This is a genomic window from Sorangium sp. So ce394, from assembly GCF_051474665.1.
Taxonomy (GTDB): domain Bacteria; phylum Myxococcota_A; class Polyangia; order Polyangiales; family Polyangiaceae; genus Sorangium; species Sorangium cellulosum_D.
In genome coordinates this window covers 12546507-12566392 of record NZ_CP150339.1, presented here as the reverse complement: position 1 = coordinate 12566392, position 19886 = coordinate 12546507, and the positions used below count along the sequence as shown (strand labels likewise).

19 protein-coding genes are annotated in these 19886 nt (G+C 70.2%); 13 read left to right on the top strand and 6 right to left on the bottom strand.

The features are described from left to right. Positions 1-188 precede the first annotated feature (188 nt). Positions 189-1343 (bottom strand): family 16 glycosylhydrolase, encoded by a 1155-nt coding sequence (locus WMF33_RS46410; protein ID WP_437334565.1) that lies wholly within the window; start codon positions 1341-1343, stop codon positions 189-191. A 665-nt stretch (positions 1344-2008) separates the two neighbouring features. Here WMF33_RS46410 and WMF33_RS46405 point away from each other — a divergent pair. Both WMF33_RS46405 and WMF33_RS46400 read left to right on the top strand, forming a co-directional pair. Next, positions 2009-3766 (top strand): DUF1592 domain-containing protein, encoded by a 1758-nt coding sequence (locus WMF33_RS46405; RefSeq protein ID WP_437334564.1) that lies wholly within the window; start codon positions 2009-2011, stop codon positions 3764-3766. Continuing rightward, positions 3763-5127 (top strand): DUF1552 domain-containing protein, encoded by a 1365-nt coding sequence (locus WMF33_RS46400; protein WP_437334563.1) that lies wholly within the window; start codon positions 3763-3765, stop codon positions 5125-5127. Before WMF33_RS46405 ends, WMF33_RS46400 begins: the two co-directional genes overlap by 4 nt. Before the next feature lie 12 nt (positions 5128-5139). Here the strand turns inward: WMF33_RS46400 and WMF33_RS46395 are convergent, their stop codons facing one another. After that, complete coding sequence (locus WMF33_RS46395; protein WP_437334562.1) at positions 5140-5694, bottom strand: hypothetical protein; 555 nt, start codon at positions 5692-5694, stop codon at positions 5140-5142. Between the two features lie 227 nt (positions 5695-5921). On the opposite strand from WMF33_RS46395, the gene WMF33_RS46390 reads away from it, so the two are divergent. Further along, positions 5922-7013: an aldo/keto reductase gene (locus tag WMF33_RS46390; protein ID WP_437334561.1), complete on the top strand. Its 1092-nt coding sequence runs from the start codon at positions 5922-5924 to the stop codon at positions 7011-7013. A gap of 48 nt (positions 7014-7061) precedes the next feature. Here WMF33_RS46390 and WMF33_RS46385 read toward each other — a convergent pair whose 3' ends face one another. Then, positions 7062-8309 carry an MFS transporter gene (locus WMF33_RS46385; RefSeq protein WP_437339583.1) on the bottom strand — a complete coding sequence of 416 codons (1248 nt, stop codon included), beginning with the start codon at positions 8307-8309 and terminating at the stop codon, positions 7062-7064. A 74-nt stretch (positions 8310-8383) separates the two neighbouring features. Between WMF33_RS46385 and WMF33_RS46380 the strand changes: the two genes are divergently transcribed. From WMF33_RS46380 to WMF33_RS46350, 7 genes are all read left to right on the top strand, one after another. Then, the gene (locus WMF33_RS46380; RefSeq protein ID WP_437334560.1) at positions 8384-9334 is read left to right on the top strand and encodes a LysR family transcriptional regulator; all 951 of its coding nucleotides are present in this window, start codon (positions 8384-8386) and stop codon (positions 9332-9334) included. Positions 9335-9463: 129 nt separating this feature from the next. Continuing rightward, positions 9464-10060, top strand: a complete 597-nt coding sequence (locus WMF33_RS46375; RefSeq protein ID WP_437334559.1) for a DUF4291 domain-containing protein — start codon at positions 9464-9466, stop codon at positions 10058-10060. Continuing rightward, positions 10057-10233 carry a hypothetical protein gene (locus WMF33_RS46370; protein ID WP_437334558.1) on the top strand — a complete coding sequence of 59 codons (177 nt, stop codon included), beginning with the start codon at positions 10057-10059 and terminating at the stop codon, positions 10231-10233. Before WMF33_RS46375 ends, WMF33_RS46370 begins: the two co-directional genes overlap by 4 nt. 283 nt (positions 10234-10516) lie before the next feature. Beyond that, complete coding sequence (locus WMF33_RS46365; RefSeq protein WP_437334557.1) at positions 10517-11095, top strand: hypothetical protein; 579 nt, start codon at positions 10517-10519, stop codon at positions 11093-11095. A 627-nt stretch (positions 11096-11722) separates the two neighbouring features. Further along, the gene (locus WMF33_RS46360) at positions 11723-13153 is read left to right on the top strand and encodes a non-reducing end alpha-L-arabinofuranosidase family hydrolase (RefSeq protein ID WP_437334556.1); all 1431 of its coding nucleotides are present in this window, start codon (positions 11723-11725) and stop codon (positions 13151-13153) included. Between the two features lie 252 nt (positions 13154-13405). Then, a complete protein-coding gene (locus WMF33_RS46355; protein WP_437334555.1) occupies positions 13406-13696 on the top strand; it encodes a hypothetical protein in 291 nt (96 codons plus the stop codon). A gap of 12 nt (positions 13697-13708) precedes the next feature. After that, positions 13709-14368, top strand: a complete 660-nt coding sequence (locus WMF33_RS46350; protein ID WP_437334554.1) for a GIY-YIG nuclease family protein — start codon at positions 13709-13711, stop codon at positions 14366-14368. 255 nt (positions 14369-14623) lie between these two features. Here the strand turns inward: WMF33_RS46350 and WMF33_RS46345 are convergent, their stop codons facing one another. Continuing rightward, on the bottom strand, positions 14624-14782 hold the full coding sequence (locus WMF33_RS46345; protein WP_437334553.1) for a hypothetical protein: 159 nt from the start codon (positions 14780-14782) through the stop codon (positions 14624-14626). Between the two features lie 65 nt (positions 14783-14847). On the opposite strand from WMF33_RS46345, the gene WMF33_RS46340 reads away from it, so the two are divergent. Next, positions 14848-15183, top strand: coding sequence for a hypothetical protein (locus WMF33_RS46340; protein WP_437334552.1), 336 nt, complete (start codon positions 14848-14850; stop codon positions 15181-15183). Between the two features lie 91 nt (positions 15184-15274). Here WMF33_RS46340 and WMF33_RS46335 read toward each other — a convergent pair whose 3' ends face one another. Beyond that, positions 15275-15922, bottom strand: coding sequence for a TetR/AcrR family transcriptional regulator (locus WMF33_RS46335; protein ID WP_437334551.1), 648 nt, complete (start codon positions 15920-15922; stop codon positions 15275-15277). Between the two features lie 130 nt (positions 15923-16052). Between WMF33_RS46335 and WMF33_RS46330 the strand changes: the two genes are divergently transcribed. Continuing rightward, the gene (locus WMF33_RS46330) at positions 16053-16823 is read left to right on the top strand and encodes an SDR family NAD(P)-dependent oxidoreductase (RefSeq protein ID WP_437334550.1); all 771 of its coding nucleotides are present in this window, start codon (positions 16053-16055) and stop codon (positions 16821-16823) included. Positions 16824-17146: 323 nt separating this feature from the next. Further along, a complete protein-coding gene (locus WMF33_RS46325; RefSeq protein ID WP_437334549.1) occupies positions 17147-17572 on the top strand; it encodes a hypothetical protein in 426 nt (141 codons plus the stop codon). Positions 17573-17681: 109 nt separating this feature from the next. Here WMF33_RS46325 and WMF33_RS46320 read toward each other — a convergent pair whose 3' ends face one another. Beyond that, positions 17682-19877, bottom strand: coding sequence for a hypothetical protein (locus WMF33_RS46320; protein ID WP_437334548.1), 2196 nt, complete (start codon positions 19875-19877; stop codon positions 17682-17684). Positions 19878-19886 lie beyond the last annotated feature (9 nt).

Here is a 19886-nt window from a genome sequence, read left to right as displayed (position 1 = left end):
TTTCTCCAGCGAGGTGAGCAGGTGTTCTTCTGTTGATCGCCAGAAGCCACCGCGAGCCCGCGAGCCCCGCAGCGATCGCTTCATCGCGGCGGCCGTAGGGCTTCCGCTGCGGAGGGACAGCAGCTGCTGCCGCCGGGAGCGCGGCCGGCGGCGGGCGACGCCGCCTCAGCCGCTCGGCTGGCCCGAGATCAGCCGCGGTTCCGGCGCCGTCGCATCGCCAGGGCGGAGAGCCCCACGGCGAGCGCCGCGGCCCACGAGCTCGCCGGGGCGCTGGCCCCGGCGGCGACGACCCCGCAACCTCCGTCGGAGGATCCGTCGTCCGGCGTTGTCCCGCCGCCTGCGCCTCCCACGCCCGGCGCGCCGCCGCCCGTGCTGCCAGAGGTGGCCGTCGTCCCCGCCCCGCCCGCGCCGCTCCCGGAGGAGGTGGCCGTCGTCCCCGCCCCGCCCGCGCCGCCGCCGGAGGAGGCGGTCGTCGTCCCCGCCCCGCCCTCGCCGCCGCCGGAGGAGGCGGTCGTCGTCCCCGCCCCGCCCTCGCCGCCGCCCGCGCCGGTGCCAGGCTCGGTGCCCTCGTCGCGGGGCACGGTTCCATTGAATCCGGTCTGCCCCTCCCGTGTCAGCGACAGCACCAGCGTGCCGTCCTTCACCGTCACGTTCTGCGGGACGAAGTCCACGCGGTTACCGTCGAACGTCCAGTCCGCTTTGCCCCATCGCCCGCTGTCCACGGAGTCGAAATCGTCCTGCCACGCGAGCTCGAAGGCTCCGTTGTTGTAGCGATAGTACTTGATCCAGTTGACGAACTGGTGCTGCGGGAGGACGGAATCGTCGAACGCCCCGACCCACTCGACGGCCTCGGAGGACCACAAGTTGAAGCGCAGGGACTGGGGATTCGTCAGCGCGGTCACCTGCGCGCCCGTCGACCTCTTAATCTCCGTCCCGTCGATGCTCCAGGCGACGTAGGTCGGCGTCCACTCCAGCGCGTAGGTGTGATAGCCGTCGGCGAGGGAGAAGCCCGCGTTGTGGACCGCCTCCGACGTCACCCTCGTGCCCATGCCGGTGATGATGTTGGACTGCCAGCTCCGGGCGTTGTCCTTCCCGAAGACCTCGATATCGATCTCCTCCCAGAAGGCGCCGGACATCTCGGACCCGTCCTTGTAGGTGAAGAAGGTCGACAGGATGCCGCTCCCGCGCGCCATGCGCATGCGCACCTCGATACGACCATGAAGGTAGCCCTGGGTCGTGTAGAGCTCTCCTCCCTTGTAAGGCTTCGCGACCGCGGTCGAGCTCACCGCGAGCGCCAGCGAGGCGGCGGCGATCATCGGACCTGCACGGAATTTCATAAGCATGGTGGAACCTCCGCGAGAACGTTAACATGAGCCGGATCCGCGGGGGAGCTGGCGCCGTGGCCGTGGCCCGTGCTAGGGTAGGCCCGCCACAGGAGCTTTCCTGTCACCGCGTCGAGCGCGACCACACTGCCGCTTAACCGCGTAACCGCGTAACCGCGTAACCGCGTAACGAACAGCACGGATATCCGTCGTCCACCGCGAAGAGCTCCTCGCGGCCAGCGACAGGTATCCGAGCTGGAACGACGATGGCCGCTCTGCTTCTTCATCCGTACGCGAGCCCGTCCGTCGTGCGGCGGCATCCAGGCGCTGACACCGGGCCGCCCGGGTCCGGCGATCCAGGAGCCGCCGGCGAGGGGTGAACGGCGATTCGTTACTACATATTACTATCGCGGCGATGTCCGGCGCCGCGCGAGGCATCGCGCGCAGTTGCCGTGGAGATTCAAAAGGCGCAGCGATAGTAGAGAAATTGGATGAGCGAGTGAGTTTTTGGCGCACAAAAGTGTTCGCGATCGGTCCGTGGCGTGTGCCTGACCGAACGAGCTCTGGTACGTTTCTCCTCTCGTCGCTGTCGCGTCGCAGCGGCGTGAACCCGTGCCGGCGTCGACCCTTGGGGTCGGCGCTCGCACCGACTCGTGCCTTTCTTCGGACGCGGCGTGGAGGAGACGGTGAACCCCGAGCAACACACGCATCGCTTTCCTTTCGAGCTCACCGGCTCACGACTCAGGCGCGCTGCGCCGCTCTTGCTCGCGCTCGTCGCGGCCTGCAACGGCCAGATCGGCGGGCCCGGTGGTGAGGACACGGGGCCCGGCCCGGGCGCTGGGAGCGGCGGCGTGGGCGAGCCCGAGGGCGGCCAGCCCCCGGAGGACGTGCTGGCCTCGCCCTTCTGCCAGACGCCGCAGCCCGGCGCGGCGCCGCTCCGCCGCCTCAGCAACGACGAATACACGAACACGCTGAAGGATCTCTTCGCCGGCGTCCCGGGCGTGGCCTCCACCATCGACGCGGCGGTCGCCACGTTCCCGAACGAGCCCGAGTCGCTCGGCTTCCGCAACAACGCGGCCTTCTTGACCGTCGGCTCGCTCGTCGCGCAGAAGTACCTCGACGCCGCGGAGCAGATCGCCGCCGTCGCGGCCAAGGCGCCGGGCCTGGTCTCCTGCGATCCGGCGGCGCTCGGTGAGCTCGAGTGCGCGCGCGACTTCATCCGCACCTTCGGCGCCAGGGCGTACCGGAGGCCGCTCACCGAGGCGGAGGTCCAGAGCTACGAGGAGCGCTTCACCGCCGGCGCGGACGGGTACACCTTCCAGGACGGCATCGAGTGGGTCGTCTTCAGCATGCTTCAGTCGCCGAACGTGCTCTACCGCGTCGAGCTCGGGAAGGAGAGCGCGGGGGACGTCACCGAGCCCACGCCGTACGAGATGGCCTCGCGGCTCTCGTACCTGCTCTGGCAGTCGCAGCCGGACGAGGAGCTCGCGCGCGCCGCGGCCGCCGACGAGCTCGCGACGCCCGACCAGATCGAGGCCCAGGTGCGGCGCATGCTCGCCGATCCCAAGGCCGAGCGCCTGTTCGAGTACTTCGACCAGTGGCTCGACATCGACCTGCTGAGCGGCATGACCCGCGATCCCGCGGTGTATCCGGGCCTCGTGTCCGGCCTGCCCGCCCTGCTGCAAGAGGAGACGCGCGCCTTCGTGATGAGCGTGTTCGCGGACCCGGGCGGCTCGTTCGGCGAGCTCCTCACCGCCGACCACAGCTTCGTGAACGGCGCGCTCGCGCGGCACTACGGCGTGGACGGGGTGAGCGGCGACGACTTCGTGAGGGTCGACATGCCCGGCCGCTCGGGCGTGCTCACCCAGGGAATGCTGCTCACGCGCGACAAGGCGACGCGCACCTCCATCGTCCGGCGCGGCCTCAAGGTGCGCACCGATCTCCTGTGCGGGCTCGTGCCCGCTCCGCCCAACGACGTGCAGCTCGACCTCGAGGGCCTCGGCGAGGGGCTCTCGCAGCGCGAGCGCCTCGAGCGCCACCGCACCGATCCGACCTGCGCGGGGTGCCACCAGATGATGGATCCGATCGGCGTGGTGTTCGAGTCGTTCGACGCCGTGGGCCGCTCCCGCACCACGGACGAGGACGGCAAGCCGGTCGACACCTCCAGCACCATCGCGTACACGCGCGACATCGACGGCCCGGTGGCGAACGCCGCCGAGCTGGGTCAGCGCCTCGCGGGGAGCGAGGAGGCGCGGGCCTGCTACGTGCTGCAGAACTTCCGCTTCTTCTACGGTCGCGACCGGACCGACGCCGATCGCTGCTCGATGGCGTCGCTCTCGGTCGCCTTCCAGGAGAGCGGCTACAGCCTGTCCGAGCTCGTGGTCGCGCTCACGCGCACCGACGCCTTCCGCTACCGCCCCGTGATCCACCCGGAGAGACCATGAAACCGCTGAGCCGCCGAACCTTCCTGCGTGGCGCGTCCGGAGTCGCGCTCGCGCTTCCGTTCCTCGACGCCATGCGGACGAGCCGCGCGCGAGCCCAGCCGGCGCAGTCCCCGCGGCGCATCATGTTCGTCTTCCAGGCGAACGGCGACGAGACGGCGAAGCGCTTCAGCGCCGCCGGCGAGACGAGCTTCGAGCTCGGCGAGTTCCTCTCCCCGCTCGAGCCGTACCGCGAGGATCTCGTGTTCCTCAACAACCTGCACAAGCGCTTCTACGACCTGCCGGAGGACGCGCGGGCCGACAACCACCAGCAGGGCGGCAGCTCGCTCGCGCCGTGGAAGTCCGGCACCGGGTCGTTCCCGATCGGCGGCACCGAGAGCACCATCGGTTACGTGGAGGGGCCGAGCGCCGACCACGCGATCGGCGGCCGCGTGCTGGAAGCCGACGAGCGCGTCGCGCACCGGCACCTCGTCTTTCGCGTCGGAGACAAGTGGAACGACATCTGGAACACGCATTCTCACGCGGGGCCCGCGGGCCAGCAGACCCCGATCCCGCCGGAGACCGACCCGTACGCGGCCTACGCCCGCATCTTCGCCTTCACGGCCGACGACCAGGCCGCGCAGCAAGAGGTGCTGAGGCGCCTGGCGAAGCGGCAATCGGCGCTCGATCTGGTGCGCGAGGAGGGCAACTCCCTGCTCACCCGGCTCGGCGCCGAGGACCGCGTCAAGATAGAGCAGCACCTCGAGTCGATCCGCGACGTCGAGCGCGCGCTCCAGACCGGCAACGGCGCGGCCGCGTGCGTGCAGACGCCGCTCGGCGAGAAGCTCAACCCCTACCACGACGACAACCACGCGATCATCGGCGAGCTGTTCTTCAAGATCAGCGCCCTGGCGTTCGCCTGCGATCTGACGCGCGTGGTGAACTTCAACTGGAGCGGCAACACCAGCAATCGTGTCTACTCGAACCTGGGCCTCAGCGAGGGGCACCACGACATCTCGCACAACAGCGACCCCGCCGCGTTCGCCGACATCCGCAAGATCCACAAGCACCTCTGGCAACAGAACACCAAGCTCTACGAGATCTTGAAGGGGACGAGCGACGGCGACGGCACGCTCTGGGATCACACGCTCGTCGTGCACTGGAACGAGCTCGGGCAGGGCGACACCCACAGCATCGAGGACAGCCTGGTCGTCCTCGCGGGCAAGGCGCACGACCACTTCCGGCGCGGGCGGCTGCTCGACTTCAGGGGCAAGCGCTCCTTCGCCGACATGCTCGTGAGCTGCTTCCACTACATGGGCTTCGACGACATGACGAGCTTCGGCGAGGGTGTGCTGAACACCGGGGGCGCCCTGCCGCTCACCTGAGCAGGGGACGTGTCATCCGGGGCGGCGCTTCTTCGCCGGTGCCTTCTTCGCCGCTGCCTTCTTCGTCGGCGCCTTCTTCGCCGCCGCCTTCTTCGTCGGCGTCTTCTTCGTTGCCGCCGCCTTCTTCGCCGGCGCCTCGCCCCGCTTTCGCCGCTCTCCCGGTACCTTTCCGATGCGCGGATCCCCTGCCCGGATGAGCGCGCACGCGCGCAGGGCGGCCTCCTCGAAATCGGGCGCGTTCGCCGGGAGCACCTGCCAGCCCGTCACGTCGCGCCCGAGCACCGCGATGCTCCGCATGTTGGGGAACTCCGCGCGCAGGGCTGCGTGGTGCTCCTCCGACGTGGCGAGCCAGACGCCGTTGTCCTGCGGCGGCGCGGGCTTGTCGCGCAGGGCGAAGACGATCTTGTCCTCCACATAGACCGCCACGCAGCCGAACATCGGCCGCGTCTCGGGCCCGAGCGCGGCCAGCGCCTCGAGCACGAACTCGTGCGGTACCGGCTTGCGCCTCCTCGCGGCGAACACGTCGTCCGCCGGCGCAGCTCGACCGCTCCTGCTGGGCTTGCTCATGGCGACAAGGATAGACGAAGACGGCGGCCACCCTCGCGCGCAAGCGTCCTCGTGATCCCCCTGCGGGATCCTCGACGACATGGCCGCGCTGCTCCTTGACAAACGGAACAACGTTCCGTATTGATCCGGGTAGAAACGGAACAATGTTCCGTCTAGCTCAACCAAGACCCTCATGCGCAACCGCGACTCTGCGGATCTGCGAGCGGGGAAGCCCACGGAGAGAGCCCATGCCCCTGAATCACTACGTCACCCTCGGCCGCTCAGGCCTCCGCGTCAGCCCCTTCTGCCTGGGCGCGATGACGTTCGGCGAAGACCTCGGCCCCGGCTTCGGCTCGAGCGTGAAGGAGTCGGAGCAGATCATCGACCGGTACCTCGATCTCGGCGGCAACTTCATCGACACCGCGAACTTCTACACGCGCGGCCACTCCGAGAAGATCATCGGCGACCACCTGGCGCACGACCGGGAGAAGCGCGACCGGGTGGTCATCGCCACCAAGTTCAGCGGCAACCTCTACCCCGGCGACCCCAACGGCGGCGGTTCCAACCGAAAGGCGATCGTCGCGGCCTGCGAGCAGTCGCTGCGCCGCCTGCGCACCGATTACATCGACCTCTACTACCTGCACATCTGGGACAAGCACACGCCCATCGAGGAGACCGTCGCCGCGATGCACGACCTCGTGCAGTCGGGGAAGGTCCGCTATCTCGGCATCTCGGATACCCCGGCATGGAAGGTCGCGCAGGCGCAGCTGCTCGCGCAGTTCCGCGGGTGGGCGCCGTTCATCGCGCTGCAGATCGAGTACTCGCTCGCCGAGCGCACCGTCGAGGGTGAGCTCATCCCCATGGCGCGGGAGCTGGGGCTGGGCGTCGTGCCGTGGTCGCCGCTGGCGAGCGGTCGGCTGAGCGGGAAGTACACCCGGGAGAACGCGGGCAAGGTGACCGGAGGCCGGGCCGCCATCGTCGCCGGACGGGTGCAGGAGAAGGACTACGCGATCGTCGATGCGCTCGCCCGCATCGCCAAGGAGCTGGACACCACGGTTCCCCGCGTGGCGCTGGCGTGGGTGCGCTCGCAGCCCGGCGTGGCGTCGACCATCATCGGAGGACGGACCCTCGCGCACATCGAGGACAACGTGCAGGCGCTCGATGTGACGCTGACGGCCGAGCAGGTCGCGGCGCTCGACGCGGTCTCCGCGCCGCAGCTGCCGTTCCCCATCCCCTTTCTGCGGCTCGCGCCGGGGGTCTACGGCGGCGGGACCACGATCAATGGGGAGGCGTCGCAGCCTTCGCCCATCATGCCGCAGCGCCGCGGCGAGCACTACTGAGCTGCTCCACGCGCAGGCCGGGTATCGGGGGTCGACCTTCGCGAGCGGTCACGCGCGCGGCGCCCGGCGCGCCGCCGGCCAGAGCCGGACGAGGAGCCCGCCGGCCGCCGTCGACGAGGCGAGCGCCGTCACCGCGAGCCAGCCCCACTGAGCGAAGAGCGCGCCGCCCAGCGCGGCGCCGAGGGCCATGCCGACGAACATGCCGACGAAGAGCACGGCGTTGAGGCGGCTGCGCGCGCCGGGCTCGATGCCATAGACGATGGTCTGGTGCGCCACCAGCGCGGCCTGGATGCCGAAATCGAAGGCGACGGCGCTGGCGCCGAGCAGCCACAGCCGCCCGTGGGCCGACAGCCAGGGCGACAGCGCCATGGCGGCGAACGCCACGACCGCGAGGGCGGCGCCCATGCGCGTCACCAGCTCGGGCCCGCGGCGGTCGGCGATGCGGCCGGCCAGCGGCGCCGCCACCGCGCCCGCCGCGCCGGCCAGGCCGAAGGCCCCCGCCGCCGCGCTGCCGAGGTGGAACGGCGCGCCGTGCAGCATCACGGCGAGCGTGGACCAGAACGCGCTGAACCCCACCGCCAGCAGCCCCTGGGCCAGCGCCGCGCGGCGCAAGGCGCCGTGGCGCCTCCACAGCTCGGCCAGGGAGCCGAGCAGCGCGGCGTAGCTCAGCCGCGTGGTCGGCTGAAAGCGCGGCAGCCCGCGCCACATCGCCGCGCCGAGCAGGGCGATGCTCGCCGCGGCGGCGACGAACACCGCGCGCCAGCCGAAATGCTCCGCCACGAAGCCGCTGACCACGCGGGACAGCAGGATGCCCAGCAGCAGGCCGGTCATGACGGTGCCGACCACCTTGCCGCGGTCCGCCTCGGGGGCCAGCGTCGCGGCCGCGGGCACGATGTCCTGCGCCAGGGTCGCGGTCAGGCCGGTGATCAGGCTGGCGACCAGCAGCGCGCCGATGCCGTGAGCGGCGCCGCCGAGCAGCAGCGCGGCCGCCAGCACGGCCGCCTTGGCCAGGATGATGCGACGCCGATCGTAACGGTCGCCGAGCGGCGCAAGCAGCAGGATGCCCAGCGCATAGCCCAGCTGCGCCAGCGTGGGCACGAGGCCGAGCGCGCGGCCTCCCGCGCCGAGGTCGGCCCCCAGCACGCCGAGCATCGGCTGGCTGTAGTAGAGCGAGGCCGCGGCCAGGCCCGCTCCGGTGGCGAGCAGCAGCACAAGGGCGGCGGGCAGGGGCGCCGCGGACGCGGCGGGCGCCGGCTGGAGGGCAGGGGTTGTATGCGTCAGCGGAATGGCTTGCATGGTGCACGCAGGTTGTGGAGCGCCGCTCCGGCGCTGTAGTGGCGTGGGGCGCACGACGGTTATACGCTCGACGTATGACCAGGCCGGCGCCGCCCTCCCCACCGTCGATGGACCGCGTCGCCCTGTTGCAGACGTTCGTGCGGATCGTCGAGGCAGGGAGCCTGTCGGCCGCGGCCGCCCAGCTGGGGACGACGCAGCCCACCGTGAGCCGCCGCCTGCAGGCGCTGGAGCGATCGCTGGGCCTGCCGCTGCTGCAGCGCTCCACGCACACGATGAAGCTGACCGAGGACGGCGAGCGCTGCTTCGAGCGGGCCAAGGCGCTGCTGGCGAGCCTGGACGCGCTCGAGTCGGACCTGCGGGGCGACCGCGACCAGCCCGACGGGACGCTGCGCGTGGTCGTGCCGCACGCGTTCGGCCAGCACCAGCTGGTCCAGCCGCTGGCCGACTACCTGCGCCGCTACCCGCGCGTCTCGGTCGAGTGGCTGCTGCGCGACGGGCCGCCAAACTTCATCGCCGACGGCATCGACTGCGCGATCCTGGTCGGCGCGGTGGCCGATCCGGCGGTGGTGGCGATCCGCCTGGCCGAGGTGCCGCGCATCGTGGCCGCCGCGCCCTCGGTGCTGGGCCGGGTCGCGCCGCCGGATCATCCATCGGCGCTGGCCGACCTGCCCTGGCTCTCGCTGCGCACGTATTACCGCGACACGATCGCGCTGACCCACGCGTCGGGCGGCGAGCGGATCGAGCTCGCGATCCGCCCGCGCATGAGCACCGACAGCCTGTACGCCCTGCGCAGCGCCGCGCTGATGGGCCTCGGCGTCTGCGTGAGCTCGTCCTGGCTGGTCGCCGACGACCTGGCGGCGCGGCGGCTTCTGCACCTCGCGCCGGCGTGGCAGGCGGATCCGCTGCCCGTCTACCTGGTCTATCCCCAGGCGCGCTTCTATCCGGCCCGGCTGCGGCGCTTCATCGAGGCGATGCGGGCGTCCGTGCCGGCGGTGGTCGACGGCGCGGCGGCCCGGCGCGGCTGACCGCGCGGCGCGCGGCATGGGCCCGCCTCGAGCGGGCGCCCGCTCGCGCGGCGGTCGAGGCCGCGTGGCGATTCACGACCCCGCAGGGTAGTCTGCCCTCCGGTCACGGCGATCGCGAGAGTGGACCGCATGCCGAAGCTTCACGAGATCCGAGCGGACTACGACGCGGAGACCATCGTCGTGTACCAGGCCTACGCGCCGGCGATCGCCGAGCCCGCGCTCGCCGCCCAGCGGTTCGTCGCTCCGTTCTCGTTCGGTCGCATGACGTGGATCAAGCCGTCGTTCCTCTGGCTCATGCACCGCAGCAACTGGGGGCGAAAGCCCGGTCAGGAGCGGATCCTCGCCGTCCGCGTCCGGCGGACCGGCTGGGAGCGGGCGCTCTCCCTCGCCGTCCTCACCTCCCCGGAAGCGACGGTGTTCCGCGCGCCGGACGCGTGGAGCAGGGCGTTCGCCGAAGCCAAGGTGCACGTCCAGTGGGACACCGAGCGCAACCTCCGAGGCGGCCCGTTGCCTTATTACAGCATCCAGGTCGGCATCGGCCGCGACCTCATCCGCGAGTACGCAGAGAGCTGGGTCGCCGCCATCGAGGACAGGACCCCCCTGGTCCGGAAGATGTACCAGCAGATGCAGGCCGGCCGCGCGGACAGCGCGGCGAAGCTGCTGCCTCGCGAGAGGCGCTACGCCGTCGACGGGACGATCGCCGAGCGGCTGCTCATCGACCCATGACGAGACAGGGCTGGACTCCGCCGGTCGGGTCGGCGCAAGCGCGGGCGCTCGCCCATGTCGCTGCGCTCAGCGCTGGGGAGAGCGCCGACCCGACGTTGCGCGTGACCTTGAGCTTCCATCCGGACCGGCTCCACCGCGGCGTCCCCGAGCTGCGGGCGCTCGCGGCGTCCTGACGGCCGCCGTCCTCTGGCAGCGGCGGATCGAGGCACGCTGGAGCAAGCCTGGTCGCGGTCGGACGCGCAGCAAGCGCACGGCGCGCGCGAACAACAAAGGAGCAGAATTCTTCCAATACATTGGCGTGAAGTCCAACGCTCGAGAGGCGCTGCTGCATGTTGCGCTCCGGGCGCCCCCGCCGACGAGGCGAGGGCGATGAACCACGAATCAGGAGAGGGAGCGGCATTCTCGTGACGGGCGTTCCGATAACGCGCGTCGGCAGCTCCCGAGGGAGGAGAGAGCATGGCATCGAGAGCGAAGAGGATCCTGGTCATCGGCAAGAGGGCCGATATCCTCGAGCGGAGCGTGGCGGCGCTGAACCAGCAGGGGCACTCGGCGGTCGGCACGTCGAGCGAGTCGGCGGACGCGGAGTTCCACGCCGGCGACTTCGACCTCATCACCATCGGCGGCGGCGTGGACGCCGCCACCCGGGCGCGCCTCCACGCGCGCTTCAAGGAGCAGAACAAGGACGTGATGGTGCTGAACGTGTACGCCCCGATCGCCGGCCAGCAGATCGCATGGGCGCTCAGGCGATCTTCCGTCGAGGGGGAGCTCGGGCGCGCCTTCTCGGTGACCGAGGGCGCGGGCGCCTTCGTCGCGCGCGCGACGATCGAGCGCGCCTGCGCGCTGCGCCTCGAGATCTACAGCTACCCCGGCGCCGCCCTGGAGCCGGAGATCGCGCGCATCGTCGACACCTCGGTTACCCCGGGGACGCACGAGTTCAGGCTCGAGGGGGAGCTCGTGCGCAACGGGTTCATGGCGGTGCTGACCTTGAACGGCGAGGAGCACCACCTGCACCGCCTGCAGCAGCGCCTGGGCTGAGCCGCGCGGCGCGGCCGATGGCGCGGTGCGCGGCCGAGGCCCGACCTCGATTCGCGCGCGCGAACGGCCATAGCGGTTCACGACCCCGTAGGGCGTCTCCCGTCAGCCCGCGGCGATCGCGAAGAGCGGACCTGGAGCTTCATGTGCGCGCTCACCTTCAGGGCTCCCACCTCGGGTCCCGATGTCGACGCGCTCGTCGGGCCAGGGACGCAGCGCGCGGGCGGATGGAATCCATCCATGCTCGAGTCTTTCATCCACATTCAGAATGGATGGCCGCGGGTCGGTGAATTGGCGTTGACATCGATCATGTGAACGCTCACATTGGGGCGCGGTAGCATTCTTTTCCTTTGTTCCCGCAGGCTGGCTGCGGTGTGACGGCGGTCACGGCCACGAGCCCCGACACGCGCTCGCACCTCTTCAGCATCGCCTCGGCTCCATGCCGCGTGTGGTCATCGACACAGGCATCGTGTGGCGGCTGCTCGACGGCGAAACCTTGCAGTTCGGCCGCTCCGGCCCTGGAGACCCCTTATGCGCATCACCTATTTGCTTAGCTGCATCTCCGCCTCTGTCGCGTTCTGTTCGCTCGGCTGCATCTCCGGGCTCTCCGACCACGAAGACAGCGAATCGGTGGACTCCGGGTTGAAGAGCCCGGACGGCACCCTGGAGGCGGACCTCGCGCTGCAATCGCAGTGGGGAACCGGGTACTGCGCGAACGTCACTGTAAAGAACACGGGCGACAGCGCGGTCACCTCCTGGGGGGTCGTCGTCGGGCTCAACGGCTCGACGCTGGGCAACGCGTGGAACGCGCGCGTCACCGCGTCGGGCGGGCAGATCCAGGCGGCCAACGAGAACTACAACGGTACGCTGGGTCCGGGCGCCTCGGCCACGTGGGGGTTCTGCGCCAACGGCACCGGGAAGCCGACGATCGCGTCGGTGAGCGGCGGCGGAGGCTCGGGCGCCAGCGCGAGCGCCTCCTCGAGCAGCAGCTCGAGCTCGTCCGCGAGCTCCTCGGCGAGCAGCGGCGCCGGATCGGGCGGGGCCGGCGGCGCGGGCGGCGGCGGTGGCGCGGGCGGGTCCACGAGCACCGGCGGCGGCGCGGGGGGCGGCGGCGGCGCGGGGGGCAGCACGGGCTCTGGCTGCGGCGTGCCCACGAGCTTCGAATGGACGGCGTCGCCCCCGCTGATCACGCCGCCGAGCGGCTCCGTGTCGATCAAGGACCCGACCGTTCTCTTCCATGACGGCAAGTGGCACGTGTACGCGACGCACTACGCCGGCGGCTACAACATGACGTATCTGAACTTCACCGACTGGAACCAGGCCGGGGCGGCGCCGAAGACGAACCTGAGCACCAACCGCAACCTGACCGGCTACAAGTGCGCCCCGCAGCTCTTCTATTTTTCGCCGCAGAAGCTGTGGTACCTCGTCTACCAGACACAGCCGCCTGCCTACTCGACAAGCACGAACCCGAGCGACGTCAGGTCCTGGTCGGCGCCGAAGACGTTCATCGCGAGGGAGCCCGCCATCGTCACCGAGAACAAGGGCTCGGGCACGTGGATCGACTTCTGGGTGATCTGCGACGACGCGAATTGCTACTTGTTCTTCTCGGACGACAACGGGCATCTCTATCGGAGCCAGACCAGCAAGTCGAGCTTCCCGAACGGCTTCGGCACGCCGGTCATCGCCCTGAGCGACTCCAGGTTCGCCTTGTTCGAGGCCGCCAACGTCTACAAGATCAAGGGCAGCAACAAGTACATGCTGATCCACGAGGCCATCGGCGATGGCCGGTATTTCCGCTCCTGGACGGCGGACAGGCTCGACGGGGCGTGGACGCCGCTCGCGACCACGCAGGCCAACCCCTTCGCGGGGAAGAGCAACGTCACCGGCGCCGGCTGGTCGAACGACGGGATCAGCCACGGCGAGATGCTCCGCGACAACCCCGACGAGACGATGACGATCGACACGTGCAACATGCGATACCTGTTCCAGGGCCGCACTCGGGCCGGGAGCAGCTACGACCTGAACGAGTACAGCCTCGGGTTGCTCACGGCCGTGCCGTGAGCGCGGGTGCGCGCAGGGCAAGGGGGGGCAGCTCGGCAGCGACGACGACTTCGGCGCCCTCGCCGAGCTCGACGTGAGCCTCGGCCGCCATCGCGCTGGCGAGCGCTATCCGGACGACGCGTCTCGACCGAACGCGGAGCGCGCTCCGCCCGGCCCACCCCTATGCCGGGTGACGAGCCAGGGTCGCCCGAGGTACACTGCGCCCGATGCGGCTCGCCATCGGCCTGTCACGAGCCGAAGCTGGGAGGACGAGTGGACGAGAACGTTAAGGAGTTCCTCGGCATCGGGAAGCATGACTTCTGGTACTATCCGGGCCTGGCCATGGCGATCGGATCGTTCTGGGTCTCCAGCCCAGCTGCAGTCGTCGCCCTGCTCGTGATTTCGACCGGGCTTCTGGTGGTCTTCCTGGTAAAATCCACGCCACGCTACCTCGGGTCGCGCGAGCTCCACCGCGGCACCCGCGTCTTCGGTCTCGTCGGGAACGTCTTCCTGGTTCTGATGCAGATCGCCATCGTGGTCTTCCGCGTCCTCCGGCTCTCGTAGCCTTCTGCAGTCATGAATCCTGGCTACGTCTACATTCTCGTCAATCCATCGATGCCGGGCCTGATCAAGATTGGACGAACCCTACGAGACACACGCGCGCGCGCACGAGAGCTCTGCACGACTGGTGTACCGATGCCCTTCCAGGTTGCATTTGAGCTGTTTTCAGAACAGCATGAGGAGCTCGAAGAGGCTGCCCATGCGAAACTCGCAGATTTTCGCGTAACTACCTCGCGTGAGTTCTTTCGATATCCGCTAGACAAGGCCATCGCTCTTCTGCTCGAACTAAACAGACCAACTAAGAATCCAGAGTCAAATTTCGTAGCAGAGGACATTACCGAAGCGTTACAAACAAAGTACCCACAGCACCTGCGTCCCGGCATCGTGGCGGTTCGCATTGTGCAGGTACCAGGCCGTGTGTGGCTCGAGATCACCGAAGAAAGGGAGGTCTCGGGCTATCTCAAAGACCAGTCAATAAAGCGATCCGATCTGGCTTTTATTGTCGAGGACGAACATCCATTCTTCCGGCCCGAGGACGACGTTCGCGCGAACTCGCGCAAGTTCGTTGAAGATTACGACCCCTATTCGATCATTATGACCACCGATCTCTTCCACGATGAAGCGTGTAGAAAAATTGCTTCTCTACACAAGCCACACAAGAGGTCCGAGACCTAGTTTCGGTTCTGGCGACGGCCGCCAGAGTCAGACGTGCGAGAGGCACCAGCAGGAGGCGCCACCGTCGAGTAGGGCCCCTGGATCGCCCAGGGGCCCTCTCAGAGACCGGACTTGTGGACGCGAGCCGGTGCCGCCGATCGAGAGCGTCGCCGTGGTCCTGTCGGGCCGCAGGCGGCGCTTGCCGGCATCGGGCGAGCGCCGCATCGCCTGGCCGGGGCGGCCGTTCAGCGGCGCGCGCTTCCGCGTCGACGCCGTCTACCAGCGCACCGTCGCCGAGCTGCGGGCGCGCGGCAGCGTGCTCTGGCTGGTGTTCGCACCGCTCGCGCGCGACGCGACCGCGGCGGCGCTGCGGGAGGTCGTCGCCGAGATCCACGCGAGGGCGGCGACGGCCGAGGAGCGGGCCGAGCTGTACACGGCGCTCCTCGTGATGGCGACCGTCGATCCCTGGGGGCATTACTCTGCACAAGGAGCTGGTCAAGATGGTGGAGGACAAGGAAGAGGGGCTGCTCCGGCGCACGCCGATCACCGGGGAGATGATCATCGAGGCCGAGCAACGAGGAGAGCTGCGCGGCGAGCAACGCGGCGAGCTGCGCGGCGAGCTGCGCGGCGAGCAACGCGGCAAACAGCAGGCGATCCTCGAGCTGCTCGGCCGCCTCTTCGCGCGGCGGATCGGCCGGCGGCCGACGGCCGACGAAGAGCGCATGATCCTCGAGCGAGCCCATGCGGTCGGCCCCGGCGAGGTCGAGGACGCCTTGCTCGATCTCGAGGGCGAGGCGCTTGTCCGCTGGCTCGCGGAGCCGATCCGCCCCTCGTGAGCTCCGAGCGCGTTCTGCGGGCCCATGAGCCCGCAGAACGCGACCTGCCATCATCCCTCGAGCGACCGCCTCACACGGCCCGCCACGCCGCTCACCGACGGCGGCGAGGTGCGCCGTTGGCCGGGGGACTTCCACGCTCCTTCGGCGCGAGCGTGGCCAGCGCCGCGCACGCGAGGTCGGGCAGCGTCGCCTTCATCCACGCGGGGTCCACGGCGCCGGGCGCCGCGAAGTAGGCGCGGCAGGCCTGGTGCGCCGGGCCGAGCAGCACGACGTCGACCATCACCTCGGACGAGCGCGCCCCGGCCAGGACGCCGAGCTCCGCGAGGTGCGCCGTCATCTCCGCCTTGAGCCGCGCCTTCGTCTCCCGCAGCGCCGCGCGGTGATGCCCGTCGAGCTCCAGCGCGAGCGCCTGGTACATGAAGCGCGCCTCGGCCTCGTGGTCGAGCACCCACGTCAGGTGCGCCGAGACCAGCGCCCGCACCGCCGAGCGCGCCGTCCTGGCAGCGCGCACGCGCGCGGTGACGTCCCCCAGCAGCCGCTCGAAGGTCCGCTCGAGCAGCGCCGCCACCAGCGCCGGGAAGTCCTCGAAGAGGTGGTACACGCTCGATGGGCTCGCCCCCGCCTCCTTGCGGACGTCCTCGATGCCGGTGCGCAAGAGGCCCCGCTGCTCGAAGCAGCGCAGCGCCGCGTCGAGCAGCGCTTCCCGGCGCGCCACGCCGCTCTGTCGCGCCACGGCCATGACCCCTCCCTACCGCAGCCCCGCGCCGCTGACCAGCGGCCCACCGCGGGCCTAAGTGGAAGTTTCTTCCAAATTTATCATGGAAGTTTCTTCCAGTTCGGTTACCTTCTCGTCGAAAGCGAGGTGGCACATGAAGCTGGGGCTGGAGAACAGGGCCGCGCTGGTGACCGGCGGCTCGCAGGGGATCGGCAAGGAGGTGGCGTTGCAGCTCGCGGCCGAGGGGGCCCGCGTGGCGCTCACCTACCGGAGCGAGCGTGAGAAGGCCGCGGAGGTCGTCCAGGCGATCGAGCGGCGAGGCGGCGAGGCGCTCGCGCTGGAGCTCGACCTCGGGTCGATCGAGTCGGTCAAGGCGGCGGTCGCGGCCACCGTGGCGCGCTTCGGGCAGATCGATGTCCTCGTCAACAACGCGGTCCGCTGGAGCGAGCGCCTGCCCTGGGAGGCGCCGCGGTTCGAAGACATCCCGCTCGAGGAGTGGCTGGGCACCATCCACGACAACGTCGACGGCGCCTTCGCCGCCATCCAGGCCGCGGTGCCTTCCATGCGCGCCCGCGGCTGGGGCCGGATCGTCAACGTCTCCTCGGGCGTGGCGCTCGACGGCGTGGTGGGCGCCGGTCCTTACGCCGCCGCCAAGTCGGCGCTCCACGGGCTCACCGCGGTGCTGGCGCGCGAGCTCGGGCCGCACGGGATCTTGACCAACGTGGTGGTGCCAGGCCTGACCGTGACCGACCGGGTGAGCGCGCGGGCGTCGCCGGACATGCTGGCGCAGCGCGGGAAGGCGTATCCCGTGGGGCGGCTCCTGGGGCCCGAGGAGGTCGCGTCCACCATCGTCTTCCTGTGCTCGGCCGCGAACACCGCGGTCACCGGGGAGATCATCCGCGCGAGCGGCGGCCGGCCGATGTGACGGGGGACTGGCGGGCTCCTCGCTGAGTCGTGATCAAATTTGAACATGAAGGCGGGAAGGCGGGAAGAATACCTTAATGATCTTCCCGCCTTCCCGCCTTCATGTGGACTCTCTCTGGGCAAAGTTGACCACTACCTCGAGGCGAGCACACGGAATACCGGAAGGTCAGGACGCCCTCTTCATCGGAAAAACCGCGCTGGACGCCGCGGGAAGGGGCTCGACGTGCTCCGGGGCGACGTTAAACAACCCGTGCGGGCCGGGTGCTCGGGGCGGGACGACACGCCGCGATCCGAGCCCATGACCTGCGAGAGTCGGAGGGCGAGGTGACGGCATCCATCGGTATCAGCAGGGCGCTCCTCGGCGGATTCCTGGCAATCTCCTCGACGAGCGGCAGCGCCGCGCAGGAGCCCGCGGGCATCGGCGGCGAGGGGGAGACCGCGGGCGCGTCGGACAACCCGGAGAGCGAGGCCGCCGACGAGGCCAGGCGGGGCTCGATCAGGGTCATCGAGGCGACCTATGGGGCCAACTGCGGCACCTCGGCAGGGAACCAGACGTACAACCTGGCCCGCGCCTGCAACGGCCTCACCTACTGCCAGTACGCGGTCGACCACCGTGTCATCGGAGATCCCGCGTACGGCTGCGCCAAGGAGTACTACGCCCGCTGGCAGTGCGGGCGCGGCGACGTGCGCAGCACGGCGGTCCCCGCCGAAGCGTCGGGCCGGACCGTGACGCTCCAGTGCCAGCGGTGACCGCCCTGCGACCGTCCGGGTGATCCGTCGCCCCGCCTCCCGGGAATCGCGCGCTTCCGACGGCGCGGGGCGGCTCGCCGCCGCCCCCTCGCCTCCTCGCGACGCGGGCTCAATTCCCCGCGCTCTGCTCCTTCGGCGCCGGCGGCAGCGGCGGCAGCCCCGGACGCGGCCGATACCCCGGCTTCCGGTACGACAGGATCGGGATCGCCTCGTTCTTGTACGGCGCGCTCTCCCCCGGCTTCGGGCACTGATCCCGCACCCAGTAGACGTCGAACGCGACGATCTGGTCGTCCGGCCGCCCGGTGCGCTCGTGGTACGCGAGCAGGTAGTCCTGGAGGCCGGGCTTGCGGAACGGCTTGTTCCGGTCGAGCCGGATCCGGTTGAAATAGTCCTGCCGGATCTGCCCGAGCCCGAGCCCCCGCGCGTCGGAGAGGTCGAGATCGGGCGGGAGCCCCGTGAACGGATCCACGTGCCGCCCATCGACGGTGATCGCGTCGACGCTGATCGACCCGTCCTCGGTGATCGGGTTCGGGGCGAACATCCCCCACCCCTGGAGCAGGCGCGGATACACGATCGTCGCCTGCACGATCTTCGGCTGAGCGTGCTTGAGGACGGCAGGCACGCTCTTGTTCTCGTTGATGGCCTGGCTCACGGCGCAGAGCCCGAGGTACGCGACCAGCGCCTCCCGCGCGATCACCCGGCCGCGGGCGACCTTCTCCGCGAGCGGCGACGGGCTCCCCGCCGCCAGCGCCCTCGCGCGCGCCGGCCGCGTCAGCCCGAAGAACCTGGCGACGGCGTCGCGCCGCCGCGACACGGCCGCGAGCAGCGCGCCGGGCGCGCCGAGGCAGAGCGCCCAGACCAGCGGGCGGGCAAAGCGACCGCCGGGGAGCGCCTGCAGGATCTCGCGCAGCGCCGCGGCGCCCCGGAACACGCGGCCATCCGACGGATCGCGCGCCTCGAAGAGCTCCGGCCGCGCCTCTACTCCCCCCACCGCCTCGCCTCCCCCCGCGGCCTCCGCCTCCGCCAAGGCCGGCGCGCGCGCCTCCTCGAACCGGAGCAGCTCGAGGTGATCGAGCCGGACCAGGAGCCGCATCATCGCGAAGGCGAGCGGCGAGCCCGCGTCGTAGACGACGACCCGGGGCGCCGCGCGGCGGCGATACCAGCGCCCGAGCGCGTCCCAGTGCTGCGACGTCGGCAGCAGGAACGACCAGCCGATCATGAACCACGAGAAGGGGCCGAGGCGCATCATCACGCCGAACGAGCCGTGCAAGGCCCACATCCCGACCATCGCCAGCGCGCGCGTGAAGCGGCGGCCGTAGGGCGAGAGGATCCACATCACGAGCAGCGCCTCGACCACCAGGACGCCCCAGGTGAGCCCCCGCTTCGCCCAGTAAGGGATGTACTCCCGCGCGACGACCGCGAGCCCCGTCACCATGCGGTCGAGGTGCAGCACGTAATGCACCGTCTCGCCGCGACGCCAGATGAGGCCTGACTTGTTGACGACGTTGAAATAGTAGATGGTCGCCAGGTTGACGATCGCGAGGAGCACGATCCCCGAGACGTACGGGCGCACGGCCCACGCGGGGCGGCTCCGGTCCGCGAGATCCGCGGCCGTCCGCTCCTGCCGCTCGCGGTAGGAGCGGATCAGCGCGTCGACCGAGAAGCGCCTGCCGGTCGGCATGAACATCGCCCAGCAGGTGATGAGGTTCACGACGACATAGCCGCCGTTCTCGATCATGACGACCCGGTTGTCCCTGCTCGTCACGAGCAGGAAGGAGAGGATCGAGAACAGCCGCGTGTGCCAGCCGACGAAGAAGCAGAGGAAGCAGAAGAGCGAGAGCGCGAACGCGACGTGGACCTCTTCGATCGACGAGAACGCGTGATAGAGGCTGAAGTTGAATCCGCTGCTCGGGTGAAAGAGGTGGTAGTGGTTGGTGAGCACCCCGTCGTTGCTGTAGATCCAGCGCGCCTCGGCCCAGTGGCGCACGCAGTCGCTCGCCAGGAGGAAGCCGAGCACCAGCCTGAACAGGCCGAGCGTGCGGACGTCGATGGTGCAGTAATGCTCCTTGATCCAGCGCCCCGCGCGCCGGAGGCGCTCCCGCGCAGGCGGCCTCGGGGCGCCGGCTGCGGCCCGGGGCGGCGCGCCGTCGCCGGGTGACGCGCCCTCGCCGGGCGACGCGCCCTCGCCGGGCGACGCGCCCTCGCCGGGCGACGCGCTCTCCTCCGGCGCCTCCTCGCCGGCACGCGCGCTCTCCTTCGGCGCGCCGCGATCGGCGGCGGTCGGATCCTCGTCAGGCTCACGCATGCGAGCGCC